This window comes from Pollutimonas nitritireducens, assembly GCF_002849615.1.
GTDB lineage: Bacteria > Pseudomonadota > Gammaproteobacteria > Burkholderiales > Burkholderiaceae_B > Pollutimonas > Pollutimonas nitritireducens.
This window is the reverse complement of record NZ_PDNV01000018.1, coordinates 1-16329: the sequence shown is the minus strand read 5'-3', so window position 1 is coordinate 16329 and position 16329 is coordinate 1. Positions and strand designations below refer to the sequence as shown.

The 16329-nt window shown below is 57.4% G+C and carries 11 protein-coding genes; 8 read left to right on the top strand and 3 right to left on the bottom strand.

The window, feature by feature from the left end; translation table 11 throughout:
* Positions 1 to 14: 14 nt before the first annotated feature.
* Positions 15 to 1304 carry an MFS transporter gene (locus tag CR155_RS20095; RefSeq protein ID WP_102071834.1) on the bottom strand — a complete coding sequence of 430 codons (1290 nt, stop codon included), beginning with the start codon at positions 1302 to 1304 and terminating at the stop codon, positions 15 to 17.
* Between the two features lie 135 nt (positions 1305 to 1439).
* Here CR155_RS20095 and CR155_RS20090 point away from each other — a divergent pair, with 135 nt between their 5' ends.
* From CR155_RS20090 to CR155_RS20080, 3 genes are read left to right on the top strand one after another with little or no spacing between them, the layout of a single operon-like run.
* A complete protein-coding gene (locus CR155_RS20090; RefSeq protein WP_102071833.1) occupies positions 1440 to 1949 on the top strand; it encodes a hypothetical protein in 510 nt (169 codons plus the stop codon).
* A 28-nt stretch (positions 1950 to 1977) separates the two neighbouring features.
* Complete coding sequence (locus CR155_RS20085) at positions 1978 to 2871, top strand: YihY/virulence factor BrkB family protein (RefSeq protein WP_102071832.1); 894 nt, start codon at positions 1978 to 1980, stop codon at positions 2869 to 2871.
* A gap of 17 nt (positions 2872 to 2888) precedes the next feature.
* Positions 2889 to 5519 (top strand): ABC transporter transmembrane domain-containing protein, encoded by a 2631-nt coding sequence (locus CR155_RS20080; RefSeq protein WP_102071831.1) that lies wholly within the window; start codon positions 2889 to 2891, stop codon positions 5517 to 5519.
* Here CR155_RS20080 and CR155_RS20075 read toward each other — a convergent pair.
* Together CR155_RS20075 and CR155_RS20070 are read right to left on the bottom strand one after the other, a co-directional pair.
* Positions 5508 to 6938 (bottom strand): UDP-glucose dehydrogenase family protein, encoded by a 1431-nt coding sequence (locus CR155_RS20075; protein WP_102071830.1) that lies wholly within the window; start codon positions 6936 to 6938, stop codon positions 5508 to 5510. The two genes, CR155_RS20080 and CR155_RS20075, sit on opposite strands and share 12 nt — an antisense overlap.
* A gap of 58 nt (positions 6939 to 6996) precedes the next feature.
* Positions 6997 to 8013 carry a LysR family transcriptional regulator gene (locus CR155_RS20070; RefSeq protein WP_102071829.1) on the bottom strand — a complete coding sequence of 339 codons (1017 nt, stop codon included), beginning with the start codon at positions 8011 to 8013 and terminating at the stop codon, positions 6997 to 6999.
* A gap of 233 nt (positions 8014 to 8246) precedes the next feature.
* Between CR155_RS20070 and CR155_RS20065 the strand changes: the two genes are divergently transcribed.
* From CR155_RS20065 to CR155_RS20045, 5 genes are all read left to right on the top strand, one after another.
* On the top strand, positions 8247 to 9461 hold the full coding sequence (locus tag CR155_RS20065; RefSeq protein ID WP_102071828.1) for an efflux RND transporter periplasmic adaptor subunit: 1215 nt from the start codon (positions 8247 to 8249) through the stop codon (positions 9459 to 9461).
* A gap of 15 nt (positions 9462 to 9476) precedes the next feature.
* Positions 9477 to 12662, top strand: coding sequence for an efflux RND transporter permease subunit (locus CR155_RS20060; RefSeq protein ID WP_102071827.1), 3186 nt, complete (start codon positions 9477 to 9479; stop codon positions 12660 to 12662).
* A 17-nt stretch (positions 12663 to 12679) separates the two neighbouring features.
* A complete protein-coding gene (locus CR155_RS20055; protein ID WP_102071848.1) occupies positions 12680 to 14194 on the top strand; it encodes an efflux transporter outer membrane subunit in 1515 nt (504 codons plus the stop codon).
* A 13-nt stretch (positions 14195 to 14207) separates the two neighbouring features.
* The gene (locus CR155_RS20050; RefSeq protein ID WP_102071826.1) at positions 14208 to 15200 is read left to right on the top strand and encodes a DUF808 domain-containing protein; all 993 of its coding nucleotides are present in this window, start codon (positions 14208 to 14210) and stop codon (positions 15198 to 15200) included.
* An 85-nt stretch (positions 15201 to 15285) separates the two neighbouring features.
* Complete coding sequence (locus CR155_RS20045; protein WP_102071825.1) at positions 15286 to 15753, top strand: PaaI family thioesterase; 468 nt, start codon at positions 15286 to 15288, stop codon at positions 15751 to 15753.
* The last annotated feature ends 576 nt before the right edge of the window (positions 15754 to 16329 follow it).

Sequence of the window (16329 nt, the reverse complement as noted above, 5' to 3'; positions counted from 1 at the left end):
GGCCGCCCCCGGGACTATACGCGAACTGGGAAATGGGCAGCCGCGGCCCCTCGCTTTGCGCGGTACAACAGGAATCCGACGATGCTCAGGTTGACCAGATTCCATGCGATGCCATTGACGAACGCCGCTTGATACGAGCCGCTAATGTCGTAGATGACGCCGGACATCCATCCGCCCAGGGCCATTCCGAACAAGGTCGCCATCAGGACGGTGCCCACGCGGGCGCCCGCTTCCTTTGGTGTGAAGTACTCACGCACGATCAAGGCGTATGAAGGCACGATTCCGCCCTGGAACAAGCCGAATAGTGCCGAGATGACGTATAGCGAAACCAGTCCGTTATTATTCAGGAACATCACCAGTGCAACACCCTGCAGAAGAGAACCGAGCAGCAGGGTGCGCAATCCGCCAATGTAGTCCGACAACCATCCGGATACCAGGCGGCTGACGATACCCAAGCCCAGCATGAGAGCCAGCATCTCGGCACCGCGTGCGGCACCGAATCCCATATCGCCACAGTAGGCCACGATATGGACCTGTGGCATTGCCATGGCGACGCAGCATGCAACGCCCGCCAGGCACAGCAGGCCTTGCAAGGCAGCCGGGCTGAAACCGAGAGGACGGGTGGGATCCGAGCGGGCTGCTTCGATCGCGAATCGCGCATTCTTGTTGCGGGTCGAATTGCTTATGGCGGCTACAGAAGCAGGGCGCCGGCAATACACCAGTGCCAAGGGCAGCATGGATATCAGGCAGAACATCCCTATACCAATATAGGTATGGCGCCAGCCTGATGTATCGATGAAATACTGCATGACCGGGGGCCACACGGCACCCGCCAGGTAGTTGCCGCTCATACATATGGCTATGGCGATTCCACGACGCTTGGTGAACCACTGCGAGGTGTCCGCCACCAGCGGCGCGAAGGTCGCCGCCGTGCCCAGAAGGCCTATGAACAGACCTTGTACGAGTACGAATTGCCAGAGGCTGGTCGACAGACCGGCCACGATGAAACCCAGACTAAGGCCAAGAGTGCCAATGATGATGGGTGTGACGACGCCGAACCGGTCCGAGAGTCGACCCATCAGGATGCCGCCCAGTCCGAAGCCCACCATCGTTAGCGTATACGGGAGCGAGGCGTCAGCGCGACTGACATCGAACTCGGCCTGGATCTGGGGCAGCACGACGGTCACGGAATACATGCCGGATCCGCCGATGGTCATAAGAAGGAGCGACACGATCAGGCGTAGCCAAGCATAGGGCGACTCGGCAATATCCGGCGGGCTCGGAGAATCTGTATGGGAATTCATGGAGCATATTGAACACGATAAGAGTGAATTTGGGTAGCCTCGCTTTCGTGGCGCGTTGGGCGGCATTGCAGCGGCATGGCATTTGCTGTCCCCGCTGTCAGCGCCAATCGGAGTCGCCTCGTGGGAGATACGTTAATGGATAAGGACCAGCAATCGCTTCCCGGCAGCCATTTTGCCGATAAGGATGCCGCCAGACGGGCCGTGAGCCTTGCACTTCCCATGCTGGAGCACGGCGTGCGCAATGCCAGCGTAGGAGATAGTGGCTTTCTTTATATCGTCATCATGGATCCCTGCCTGGATCCATCGGTCAGTGAATTCGAGGATGCGATTCTCTATGAGCATTCCATTGGAGACCGAACCGAATGGGATGCAGACTATGCCCGTTTCGCCCGCGACAAGGCGAAGGTATGCTGGCGCACCGGCCGTGACGGACATGCTGTGCGCCATGTGGTCCCGCACCTATTGCGCAGGGACGATTGCGGAATATGGGGAGGCGTCGCGATCGACGGAATTGTCGTCGGTGTCAGTGGTGCCAATCCTTGGTATGACGAAGCCTTTGCCGCAACGATCGCCCATTGCTTGAAAGCAGTCGCGAAGTCCCGAGCTCTGGCCCATCCAGAGACACCGGACCTGGTGAATTCATAATGGCGAACGCACTGAAAGGAAGTGCAGAATGCGCATCAAAGAATTTTTCCGTCTAGGCAAGGAATCGGTAGCGGCCTGGCAGGAGGACGGCGCATCCAGCATGGGTGCGGCCATTGCTTTCTACACGACCTTTTCCATAGCGCCATTGCTGATTATCGTCATTGCTGTCGCTGGCTTCGTATGGGGAGAGGATGCGGTGCGCGGAGAGATCTTCCGCCAGATTGGAGGCATGGTGGGCACGGAGAACGCGTCTGGCGTTCAGAATTTGATCAAGAGTGCCGACAAACCAGCTCAAGGCATTACCGCTACGCTAGCCAGTGTGATCGTGCTGGTCGTGGGATCGACTACGGTATTTGCCGAATTGCAAGGCGCTCTGGATCGTATATGGAAGGTGCCGGCGTCAACGGTCAAGACGGGCATACTGGCCACCTTGAGGGCCCGCCTGCTTTCCTTCGGTCTGGTCCTTGGTCTTGCGTTCCTGTTGCTGGTGTCGCTGGTGCTTAGTGCCGCCCTGGCGGCGTTCGGTCAATGGACCAGCGGATTATTTCCAGGATGGGAACTCCTGTTGCAGTTGATCAATGCAGTGGTTTCGCTGGGAATAGCGACCGTACTCTTTGCCATGATTTATAAGTTCATGCCGCAGGCGAAGATCGACTGGCGCGATGTTTGGGTTGGCGCGTTTGTCACGGCTGTGTTGTTTGAAGTCGGCAAGGCTCTCATTGCGTTGTATGTGGGCAAAAGCTCGACGATCTCCTCGCTCACCGCCGCAGGATCGCTGGTCATGGTGCTGATCTGGGTGTACTACGCCGCCCAGGTGTTCCTCCTTGGCGCCGAGTTCACCTGGATGTATGCACGTCGTTACGGTTCACGCCGCTCCGCTGAAGAGGAATCGGGAAGCGACCTCGTCGCGAAGCAGCCATAGCGTGCTTGAGGACGATCATGGGAAGCTCGACCTTCGGTGCGCACTCGACTCGTTTTGGAGGCCGGGTCGCTGGCACGTCGGCCTTCGCACGACGCGAGATCTTCAAGACCGTAGGCCAGGTGTTGTGGCGTTTCAGACGCCGATCGGCAGCGGCGCTGGCGCTGCTCGTTGCGGCCAAGCTGCTTGCGGTTCTTGTGCCGGTTGTACTTAAACATATCGTCGATGCCCTGGATTCGAGAGCCGCCACCCTGACGTTGCCGGTATTCCTCTTGATAGGCTATGCCTTGTTGCGCTTTGCCTCGAGTCTGTTCACCGAATTGCGCGATCTTGTCTTTGCCCGGGTTACGCAGACAGCAGTCGCGGATTTTACCGTGCGCATGTTCGACCACCTTCACAGTCTGGGCGTAATGTTTATGGGTGGCCGGCAGACGGGTGTTCTGTCACGCGACGTTGAAAGAGGTACGGCCGGCATCGGCTTTCTGTTAGGTACAGCGCTGTTCACCGTATTGCCGACCCTTATTGAAATCGGTACGGTAGTGGTCATTATGATGATGGCTTATCGATTAGGATTCGCGGCTATTGTCCTGACTACTTTCGTGGCGTATGCGATATTCACCGTGATATTTACCGAGAGGCGTACGCTGTACCAGCGGCAGATGAATGAGTTAGACTCCGCCGCCAGCGGTCATCTGGTTGACAGCTTGCTCAACTATGAAACTGTCAAATTCTATGCCAGCGACCAAGTCGAGTCGCAGCGTCTGCGCGGCATCATGAAAAAATGGATAGGCATAAGCGTAGAGAATCAGCGAGCCCTTTCGGTTCTGCATGTAGGCCAAAGCGGGATCATTGCATTCGGTGTTGCTGCCATCATGTTATTGGCCGGCCAGGAAGTTGTCAGCGGCAGCATGGCGGTTGGTGATCTGATACTGGTCAACGCCTACGTGATCCAGGTATGCCTGCCCTTGAATACGCTAGGAACGAGCTTTCGCCAGACTCGAGAGGCGCTGATCAATGCGGAGCGGATGTCGGAGCTTTTGCGCTATCCACCGGAATCCGATCCTCATGAAGTCTTGCCTGCGCTGCAGCTCGACGGCGGCGCAGTCGAATTTTCTGGCGTGGATTTTTCATACGAACCAGGACGCCAGATACTTTTCGGGGTCGATTTTCGCATTGAGCGGGGGATGACCGTCGCAGTCGTGGGCGGGAGCGGATCCGGCAAGTCCACGCTGGCTCGCCTGTTATTGCATTTCTACGACGTGGACGCCGGAAGCGTCCGGGTGGGGGCCACGCCGGCGGACGTCATCGAGGCAGCGAAGGCCGCGCGGATCCACGAGCTAATCCAAAGCTTGCCGGCGCAATATGAAACCCTGGTGGGTGAACGCGGGGTAAAACTCTCGGGCGGCGAACGCCAGCGTATTGCCATTGCCCGCGTTGTACTGAAAAATCCGCCGCTGCTCGTGTTCGATGAAGCGACGTCGGCCCTCGACACACGCACCGAGCGCGCCATACAGGGCGAGCTTGATCGCCTGGCGCAAGGCCGGAGCACCTTGATCATCGCCCATAGATTGTCGACGATAGTGGATGCCGACACGATATTGGTCATGGACCACGGCCGCATTGTCGAGCGTGGCTCACATCTCGAACTATTGCGTGCCAAAGGTTTATACGCCCAGATGTGGAACTTGCAACGTCAACAGAGCGAGCTCGACGAATCTGGTTCGCGATTGAGCGCCCAGCCGGTCAATTTGGTGACTTTGGTAGCCGGCGTGCTGGATGCCATGCGCGGAGCTAGCGAAGCGCAAGGGATCGTTCTTTATCCGCTTATCAGCAGGGATACGATGCGGGTTACAGGAGACCCAAGCGCATTGCAGCAGCTCTTGTGTGACCTGCTGGAGAATGCCATCGCTTTCACACCAACCGGCGGACGCCTTGAGTTGCGCCTTGAACGCTCAGAAGGGTGCGCGCTGATTTCGGTCACTGATGGGCGCCTGTCTTCGCCCGAGGATAGCTCAAGCGAAGCGGGCGTGCAGCTACCGGTAGACTTACCGCATTTGCTGGACCCATTGGCGGTGACCGCGATGCTGGAGCAGATGGGCGGCAGTTTCGATGCAAGCCCAGCAAGCGATGGTTCAGGCATGGTTTTTTCCATTCGCTTGCCGCTCCGTGCAGTCGCCTCGCTCGCCTCTCCAACGACGGTGGCGCCAGACCAGGACCAGGTCCTGGAAGGCTTACGAATTTTTATTGCGGACGACCAGCAGGAGGCAAGGGAGCTATTGGCAGCGGTCTTGCAAGATCATGGAGCGCAAGCTGAGCTGTTCGACTCAGGTGATCGACTTCTTTCGCGATTGCATGGAAGTCCGGAGGAGCTGTGGCCCGATGTACTGGTTTGCGATATATCCCTGGGCGAGCCCGATGGCTACCAGGTGATTACCGAGATCCGAAAGATGGAGGCGGAGCGCGGTTTGTCATTGGCCGAGCGCCTACCGGCAATTGCCTTGTCCGGCTATAGCGAAAGGGAAGATCGTCTGCGCGCCTTGCTCGCGGGATTTCAAGTCCATGTAGGTAAGCCGGTGGACCCGAGAGAACTTTTGGCTACTATTCTGGCGGTGACACGATCGAAGCATGCGCCAGATAAATCAGTACGCTGAAATCGGGGGCTTTCTCGATATGGATTTAGGTGGCTTTAGTACTTCGGCCGTAAGCAAGGGTGCCCCGGTCAATAACGGTTTGCCCCCGGGTCGTGTGGCGAATATCCGTCCGGGTCTGTAATGCCGAAGGCCCATGGCGTTCAGGTCTTTACCCCGGTAGAGGTCCCGTGTGTCGAATATCGCCGGCGAACGAAGTGTTGACGCGAGCCATTTGAAATCAGGCGTCATGAATTCTTCCCATTCTGTCATGACGACCAGCACGTCGGCATTCACGCATGCCTGCTCAGCGCTCCCGGCAAGAACCAGTTCGGAGTGCACCAGCGACGTCTTGACGGCAGGCTCAGCGATGGGGTCGTAGGCCCGTACTTGGGCGCCGGCTTCGAGAAGGGCTTGGATTAGCGTCAGGCTGGGTGCTTCTCGAATATCGTCCGTCCCGGCTTTGAAAGCCAAGCCCCAGACGGCAACGCAGCGACCCTGAAAACATCCCCAGAAATATTTCTCAATTGCGTGGTAGATGAGCGTCACTTGGCGTCGGTTTACCTGCTCGATGCTGTGAAGCATGGAGGCTGGCTCGCCCTTGTCACTGGCCATGCGAATAAGCGCCCGCAGGTCTTTCGGCAGGCAAGACCCCCCATAGCCGGCGCCAGGTTCGAGATAGCGTGGTCCGATTCTCGGGTCCGACTTCAGCACCTGGCATGCCGACCCGATATCCGCGTCCATCCGCTCGGCAATATTCGCGAGCTCGTTTATCATGGAAATTCGTGCCGCCAACATGGCGTTGCATGCGTATTTCGAAAATTCCGCAGACCGCAGGTCCATCTCAATCAGTCGCGTACCGTCCGGATCGAAAGGCATGTAAAGATCTTTGAGTATTCTGGCATCGATCTCATTTGAAGCACCCAGCACGATGCGGGCTGGCATCCTGAAATCGGTCACTGCGCTGCCTTCGGCAAGGAATTCAGGATTGGACGCGACCGTGATGGCGCATCTACCAGACGGGTGCGCTGGTCTCGCATCAAATCGCGTCTGGATGGCTTCACACGTGCCGGGGGGGACGGTGGATTTGACCACTACCAGGCAATCATGCTGCAGGGTTATGGAAAGATCGTCGACACATTGCAGCAAAGAATCGATGTCTGGATAGCCGTCAATGCCTGTCGGTGTACCCAGCGCAAGAAATATAATGTCGGCGAGGTGAACGCCTTCGCCCAGGTTCGTCGTGAATTTCAAATTTCCCAGCCTGCTTTCCCGCAGAACAACTGCGTCGAGCAGTGGTTCATGGAATGGCACAATGCCGGAGCGAAGCCCAGCTATCTTTTCGTCGTTATGGTCTATGCAGACGACATTGTTTCCAGATTCGGCAAGACAGGCTCCGGTGACCAGGCCTACATAGCCCGAGCCGACTATCGCTATCTTCATGAATGCTCCTTACGCGCCAAGACGGCAGTTCGCGTGTGCGGAGCAATCGTTGTGCCTGTCAGAAGATGCTTTCCTTGACATGCTCGCGCTCCAGAATTTCCCGTATGGTATGGGGTTTGGAACGGCCCGCGAAGTGGCATTCTTCCGGCATTTTCATGCCTGCGCCACATCTGCCGAGGAGGGGACAACGCTGGAACAGCTCGCTTACCCAGTCTACAAAAACGCGGACCTTTGGCGAGAGGTGCCGATTGTGCAGATAGACCACTGAGATCGGCATGGGTTGTGGCCTCCAGTCGGCCAGGATTTCGCGCAATGCGCCCGATTCAAGATGCCTTGCCACCATATATCGCGCTGGCTGGATGATGCCGAACCCATTCAGCCCGCAGGTCACATAGGCTTCCGCGTCATTGACTGAAACGGCTCCCTGCCCGGCGACATCGATTACTTGCCCATCCACCGTAAAGCTCAAATCCATGTTTCTGCCGCTGCGCCCTGAGAAATAGAGCACGGAGCGATGGCCATCGAGCTGTTCGATGGTCTGCGGCTCTCCGTGGCGCTCGATGTAGGACGGGGAGGCACACGTGATGCTTTCGAACGTACCGATCCGTTTTGCGACCATGCTGGAGTCTTGCAGTTCGCCCACCCTGATGACACAGTCGACCGCTTCTTGCACCATATCCACTGGACGGTCACTCATTCCAATAGCAAGTTCTATATCGGGATAACGACTATGGAACTCGCATAACGCGGGAAGCAGGATGAGGCGTCCGATGGAAGGTGGGGTGTCGATGCGAAGTCGCCCTTTCGGCCCGCGGGTGACATCATGAAACGATGCCTCCGCATCTTCGATTTCGCCCAATATTCGTACGCAATGATCGTAATAGGCAGCGCCATCCGGTGTCAGGCTCAGGCGGCGGGTCGTGCGATTCAATAGTCGCACTTTCAGCAGACGCTCTAATCCCTGGATGGTGGTTGTCACGGTGGCGCGGGGCAAACCCAGCGTATCCGCGGCCAGCGTAAAGCTGTTCGCGTCGACCACGCGTGTAAAAACCTGCATCGCCTGAAAACGATCCATGGTGAACTCCCTTCGACGGTTTTGCAGCCTGGAGAAAGCGCTTATGGTGCTGGAACGGGCTGCATTGTTGGCGTTTGGCGAATAGTGTAGGCAGGAATGACGTATTTATCTGCCACCGCGAAAAGTAAATAATACCCGCTCTTTCCCAAATTTCATATGACCCGCTCGAGAAAAAAGAGCAGGGTCGGACGGCTTTTTCCGTGCCGTAGATGACTAGCAACTCAAGGACTACCATGTTTTTACTACGCAATCGCTATGCAATGCTGGCAATTGCCGCCGCGGTTCTGGTCGGCGGTGTCGCCTATTTTCGCGTGTATGCCGGCGCGGTTCAGGAATCGACCCCGGCCGCAGCGATGCCGGCCGCTGCCGTGGATGTCGCGATGGTCCAAAGCCGCAGGGTGACCGATTGGCACGACTATTCGGGCCGGCTCCAGGCGATCGATGAGGTGGTTGTCCGCCCACTTGTTTCCGGTACCTTGACCAAAGTTCATTTCAGCGACGGAAGCCTGGTCAATAAAGGTGACGTATTGTTCACCATTGATCCACGACCGTATCAGGCCGCTGTCGATCACGCCAAGGCGCTCGTCGCTTCTGCCCAGGCCAGCGTTGCATATACCGGGTCTGAGTTGGCCAGGGGGAAACGGCTGCTCGAGAATAATGCCATTGCCAAACGCGACTATGAAGAGAAGCGCAACGCTTCGCGCGGTGCGATAGCCGAACTGCAGGCCGCCCGTGCCAGCCTGGAATCGGCGGAATTGAACCTGGAGCATACGAGTATCGTCGCTCCAATTTCCGGCCGCGTTTCCCGCGCTGAAGTGACACCTGGCAACGTCGTGACAGCCGGCGCGGGCTCAGCGCCTTTGACTTCATTGGTGTCCGTGTCCCGGCTTTACGCTTCGTTCGACGTCGACGAGCAAAGTTTCCTGAAATTTGTGAATCCGGCCCGTGTTTCAGGCGCCGCTCACGTGCCTGTGTACCTTGGGTTGGCCAACGAAGAGAACTATCCGCGTACAGGGAAGTTGGCTTCCGTCGACAACACGATGGACACATCATCCGGGACCATACGGGTGCGCGCGGTATTCGACAATCCGGATGGCACCCTGGTGCCCGGTCTGTATGCGCGTATCCGGTTAGGTGGAGGCGCGCCGCATGAGGCTGTGCTGATTGACGACCGAGCCATAGGGACCGACCAGAACAAGCGGTTCGTCGTCGTGGTGGACGAAAGCAACAAGACCGCTTATCGCGAGGTCGAGCTGGGCGTAAGTCGGAAAGGCTGGAGCGTGGTTGAAGCGGGATTGAGAGCCGGGGAACGCATTGTCGTCAACGGACTGCAGCGAGTGCGGCCGGGTGACGTGGTAGCCCCTCGGACCGTACAGGCGGCTGAACCGCCGCAGCTGGTCGCATCAGAGGCTGTCCAACAGCCGGCTCAATCTGCTGATAAATCCTGACAGGACTGGATCCCCATGAATATCTCCAAGTTCTTTATCGACCGGCCTATTTTTGCTGGCGTATTGTCGGTCTTGCTTCTGCTCGCGGGCGCACTCGCCGTGTTCCAGCTCCCAGTGTCCGAATATCCTGAAGTTGTCCCGCCGTCGGTGGTGGTACGGGCTCAGTTTCCCGGCGCAAATCCCAAGGTCATCGCGGAAACCGTCGCCGCCCCGCTTGAGGAAGCCATCAATGGCGTCGAGGAAATGCTGTATATGCAGTCTCAGGCGAATAGCGACGGCAACTTGGCGGTGACTGTCCACTTCAACCTGGGAATGGATCCCGACAAGGCACAACAGTTGGTACAGAATCGCGTGTCCCAGGCATTGCCTCGATTGCCCGAAGACGTACAACGATTGGGCGTGACCACGGTAAAGAGTTCACCCACCTTGACGATGGTTGTGCACCTGGTTTCGCCGGATGATCGCTACGACATGACCTATCTGCGCAATTATGCGGTTCTCAATGTCAAGGACCGGCTGGCTCGTATAGAAGGAGTGGGCGAGGTTCAATTGTGGGGAGGAGGAAACTATGCCATGCGCGTATGGTTGAATCCTCAAAAGGTGGCGCAACGTGGTCTTACCGCCACTGACGTGGTTGCAGCGATACGCGAACAGAATGTGCAGGTGGCTGCAGGGGTGATTGGGGCGTCGCCCAGCCTTCCCGACGTGCCGTTGCAGCTTTCGGTGAATACACAAGGAAGGCTGCATACCGAGGCCGAGTTCGCCGATATTGTGCTCAAGACATCCGAAGACGGCGGGGTGACGCGTCTGGGGGACGTGGCTCGCATAGAGCTTGCGGCGTCGGAGTACGGCTTGCGGGCCTTGCTCGATAATGAACCCGCTGTGGGAATAGGCATTATGCAAGCGCCGGGCGCCAATGCACTGGCAGTCTCTGATGGCGTTCGCGCTGTCATGAAGGAGCTTTCCGCGGATTTCCCGCCATCCATTGAGAGCCGTATTGCATATGACCCGACGCAGTTTGTCCGGGCCAGTATCAAGGCGGTGGTGGTGACGCTGCTGGAAGCCATTGCTTTGGTTGTACTTGTCGTCATAGTTTTCTTGCAGACCTGGCGCGCTTCAATTATTCCGCTGCTCGCCGTCCCGGTTTCCATCGTTGGTACGTTCGCGTTGTTGTTGGCCTTTGGCTACACCATCAATGCACTGTCTCTTTTCGGGCTGGTGCTGGCCATAGGTATTGTGGTGGACGACGCCATCGTCGTGGTGGAGAACGTGGAACGCAATATTGCCGAGGGCCTGTCTCCCCGGGATGCGACGTATCGGGCCATGCGCGAAGTCAGCGGCCCGATCGTGGCGATCGCCTTGACCCTCGTCGCCGTCTTCGTGCCATTGGCGTTCATGACCGGACTCACTGGTCAGTTCTACAAGCAGTTCGCCATGACGATTGCGATTTCCACGGTGATTTCGGCATTCAATTCCTTGACGCTGTCGCCCGCGCTGGCCGCGTTGCTGTTGAAAGGGCACGATGAAAAGCCCGATTGGCTGACTCGTGCCATGAATCGGGTGTTGGGCGGATTTTTTGCGCGTTTTAATCGCTTTTTCGCTCGCTCATCGGAAAAATATGCCAGAGGAGTATCGGGCGTCGTCTCGCGCAAGGCGTCTTCAATGGCTGTGTATTTTGTGCTGCTTGCCATGACCTTGGGCGTTTCGTATATCGTGCCCGGCGGTTTCGTCCCGGCGCAGGATAAACAATACTTGATCAGCTTTGCTCAATTGCCCAACGGCGCAACCTTGGATCGAACCGACCAGGTGATACGCCGCATGACCGATATCGCCCTGGAGCAGCCAGGCGTTGAGAGTGCTATAGCGTTTCCGGGACTGTCCATCAATGGCTTCACGAACAGTTCCAGTGCCGGAATCGTCTTCGTGATGTTGAAACCCTTCGATGAGCGTCATGGCGCCGATCTTTCAGCCAACGGTATCGCCACGGCGCTGAATCAGAAGTACCTGTCCATCAATGATTCGTACATAGCGGTTTTTCCGCCGCCTCCCGTCATGGGTTTGGGCACAGTAGGAGGCTTCAAACTGCAGATTGAAGACCGGGCAGCCGTCGGCTATGCGCAATTGGATGCGGCGGTGCAGGCTTTCCTGGCGGAGGCACGCAAGACACCGGAGCTGGGTCCTGCATTTTCCAGTTACCAGATCAATGTGCCTCAGCTTGACGTGGAGCTGGATCGTGTCAAGGCAAAGCAGCTGGGCGTGCCCGTGACAGATGTTTTCAACACTATGCAGATCTATCTGGGCTCTCTGTACGTAAACGATTTCAACCGGTTTGGACGTGTGTATCAGGTGAGGGCGCAAGCCGACGCGCCATACCGGTCGCAACCGGAAGATATCGCTCAATTGAAGACTCGCAATCGGGATGGGGACATGGTGCCGTTGTCTTCCCTGGTGAAGGTCACGCCTTCCTTCGGGCCGGAGATGGTCGTGCGCTACAACGGCTATACCGCCGCTGACATCAACAGTGGGCCTGCGCCAGGGTACTCATCGGATCAGGCCCAGGCCGCTGCGGAGCGCATAGCCGACAAGACGCTGCCTCGCGGAGTCAGATTCGAATGGACTGACCTGACGTATCAACAGATTCTGGCTGGGAATGCCGGTATTTGGATATTCCCCATTAGCGTATTGCTGGTGTTCCTCGTGCTGGCGGCCTTGTACGAGAGCCTGACCTTGCCGCTGGCGGTCATTCTTATCGTACCGATGAGCATACTCGCGGCGCTCGCCGGCGTATGGCTGACCGGAGGGGACAACAATATCTTCACGCAGATTGGCTTGATGGTACTTGTCGGACTGGCCTGCAAGAACGCCATTCTTATCGTGGAATTTGCCCGCGAGCTCGAACTGCAGGGCGCGACTCCGGTGAAAGCCGCGATCGAAGCTAGCCGCCTGCGTCTGCGACCTATCCTTATGACCTCCATTGCTTTCATCATGGGTGTGGTGCCGCTGGTGCTGTCATCCGGAGCGGGATCCGAGATGCGCCAGGCGATGGGCGTGGCGGTGTTCTTCGGTATGTTGGGTGTCACCTTGTTCGGGCTATTCCTCACCCCGGTTTTCTACGTGTTGCTGCGATCGATGGGCAAAGGCCAGCTGCACTCCGCCACCCGGCATGAAGCACCCGGACTTGCGCGAACCAACGAACACTAATAATGCGGAATGATGATATGAACAAGCCCTTACGATTTAGACTTGGTGTGGGAGCCTTGGTATTGGTGCTGGCCGGTTGTGCAGTCGGTCCGCAATATCAACGGCCGGCGACTGACGTACCCGCTTCGTTCAAGGAGGCATCAATGTCGCCCGAGGCAGCAAAGCGCTGGAAAGAAGCTCAACCAGCGGACAGCATGGAACGCGGCCGTTGGTGGACGATATTCCAGGATGCTCGCCTGAATGACCTTGAAGAGCAGGCCATGGTCGCGAATCAAGATTTGAAGGCGGCCGCGGCGCGAGTTGCACAAGCCCGCGCCCTGACCAGGAATGCGCGTTCCGAGCTGTTTCCGCGTGTCGACGCAGGCTTCGGACCTACGCGTCAGCGGGCATCCAATGCATCCCAGGGTTTGCCTGAGGATGCATCGAATGCGCCGCTTACACTATGGCGGGCGCAGGCTAGCGTATCCTACGAGGCCGATCTTTTCGGTCGCGTGGCCTCGCAGGTAGATGCGGCTACCGCCAGCGCTCAGCAATCGCAGGCCTTATACCGTTCCGTATTGCTGGCGCTCCAGGCGGATGTCGCTCAGGCCTATTTCCTGGTTCGCCGCCTTGATGGGGAGAAAGCGCTCTACGACGACACGGTGGAGTTGCGCAAACAGACACTGGAACTCATCGAGCGTCGCTATGTGGAAGGGGATATCAGCGAACTCGACGTGGCGCGGGCGCGCACTGAGCTGGACTCCGCGCGATCGCAATCTTTGGGTGTGGATCGTCAGCGCGCCATTGCGGAGCATGCCCTGGCCATATTGATGGGCAAACCGCCGGCCGACTTCGGCCTGAAAGTGCAACCCTTGGGGCAGGTCGCGGTCGGAATCCCGGCAGGATTGCCCTCATCGTTGCTGGAGCGCCGCCCAGACATTGCGGCGGCCGAACGCGCCATGGCGGCGGCGAATGCCCGGATAGGAGCGGCCAAGGCCGCATTTTTTCCACGCTTGAGCATTACTGGAACGGCGGGGTTCGAGTCGGCCCAACTGGGCGACTTGTTCGAGTGGTCCAGTCGGGCATTTCTGCTCGGGCCTTTTGTCGGCACGATGCTTTCCTTGCCGATCTTTGACGGGGGACAGCGGCAGGCGGGGCTGGACCGCGCGCGTGCAGAATACGAAGAAGACGTGGCCATTTACCGCCAGACGGTATTGAATGCCTTCCGGGAAGTCGAGGACAATCTTTCCAGCTTGCGTATTCTCGGTTCGCAGACCCAGGTCCAGGAGACGGCAGTGCAATCCGCGGCCCGGGCGGCCCAGCTTTCGCAAATCCAGTACCGCGAGGGTTCGACCAGTTATCTCGATGTAATCGATGCCGACCGGGCAGTCCTTCAGCAGAAGAGTGCAGCTGTACTGTTGTATGGTGAGCGTGCACAGGCGGCAGTCAATCTTATCCGCGCGATAGGCGGCGGTTGGGGGACAGTTATTCCAGATGTAACGACGCTCGCTACAGACACGGTGGGGCGGTACAGTCCGAAGTTCAATCAATGAATAAGGACTGCCGATGGCCGGAGCCAGCTTACTTGCCTTACTGGACGACATCGCCAGTGTGCTGGACGATGTGGCGCTGCTGACGAAAGCAGCGAGCAAAAAAACAGCGGGCGTGCTTGGCGACGACATCGCACTGAATGCCCAACAGGTAAGCGGCGTGGTGGCCAATCGCGAACTGCCTGTCGTCTGGGCGGTGGCCAAAGGATCCTTTGTCAATAAGCTGATCATTGTGCCGGCCGCGCTAGCCATCAGCGCGTTCGTTCCACAGGCAATCACGCCACTACTGATGCTCGGCGGCATATACCTGTGCTATGAAGGTGTCGAAAAGGTGGTGCATAGCCTGCTGCATCCGCAGGACAAGGCACATCTGGCGGTTCCTGGTGCGCCGCTACCCGCCGATGTCTCAAAGGCATTCACTAGATCAGGCCCGACTCCCGAAGAGGGCAAGATCAAAGGCGCCATACGCACTGACTTCATTCTATCGGCAGAGATCGTCGCGATAACGCTCGGCACCGTCGCCAGCGCTGTGTTTAGTACACAGGCGCTGGTTGTCGGGAGCGTCGCACTCATCATGACTGTCGGCGTATACGGGTTCGTGGCCGGTGTGGTGAAACTGGACGATGCAGGTTTGCATCTTAGTCAGCGTCCCGGCGATGGTTTCATCCCCAAGGCGATACGCGGTATTGGCGTTGCCATTCTTTCCGTAGCGCCCTATTTGATGAAGACGCTATCGATCGTAGGCACGATTGCTATGTTCCTGGTGGGTGGCGGCATACTCATGCATGGGATTCCAGGTGCCGAAACGTATTCTCATGATTTCATCCAGTCCGCCACGTCGGGGCTGGCTGGCGCGCTGCGGACGACGATCAGCTGGGTGGCGCCCACTGTGGTCAATGCATTGGCGGGAATCGTCGCAGGCGGCCTTGCACTTATCAGTGTAGAACTGGCGAAACGCATCCTGGGAAAATCGAATGAGTCCACTATACCCAATGAGAAAGCTGACTGACTGGGGCCTGTGGGGATGAAGGCGCTTTTGCTTGGCGTCCGTGAATGCTGATACCCTCTACCTTCTAATAATAGGGGAGCAACGGATGACGCAAAAGAAACATGTGGCATTGGAAGATGCCGCCAATATAGAGAAACGGGTACGCGACAGCTTTGACCGTCAAGGTTTGATGCGTCATTTAGGTGCGACCCTTACCGTAGTTGAACCCGGCGAGGTTCATATCACTTTGCCATTTCGCGATGAATTGACCCAGCAGCACGGATATTTTCACGCTGGTGCCACCACTACCATTGCCGATACGGCCGGGGGTTTTGCGGGGTTCACTTTGTTTCCTGCCGGAAGTTCGGTCCTTACAGTGGAATTCAAAGTCAATCTCATTGCACCGGCCAGGGGCGATCACCTCGAAGCTGTCGGTAGGGTGATCCGTTCCGGTCGCACGCTGACTATATGTCATCTCGAGGTATACGCCGTGCACGCTGAACAGCGAGTATTGGTGGCAGTAGGGCAGCAGACGTTGATGTGTATGCATGACAGGCCGGACGAGCGCGGGTAAAAGCGCCAGGATTACGTTCCTATATGCGGCGCCTGTGTTTACATAAGAGGAACCTTTATAGAGAACCTTCTTTATACAGCGTTGGCGACTATGCCGGGGTTCTTTGATGGGAAGCGCTTCGAGGCGGATATGGCGCTCTTTCCAGTGGGAAATAAGCGCCTTATATGGAAGGGACCTATAGGTTGAGCAAATTTTTCGTCCTTTGTGAGGCCAGCTTCTACGAAGTTACGCTGACGCAAGCTACTGAAAGGGCGGTTCAATTCGAGTTTTCATGTTTATTCAACGGCATTTCAAATTTATTTTCCGCGCGCCCCTAAAATATATTTCATTTTTGTTTCAACAGCTTACGCGCGGGCCGTGCGCACGGCGGCCCGTTTGCCTGGATTTGGCGTGAATTACGTTTGCGCGGCGCAAAATACCTGTGCTATAGTTTCGTTCTTCGCTGCTCCCCACCTAGGGTTTACCCGGGTTCTGGGCAGTAAAGCGCAGGCAAACGCAGGCTTTCGGGCCGCTGGGGCATGCGGCAGTGGCGCCAGGTTGGCGGTTTGTGTTGGTTAGGTCTTTAGGGCCACCGCA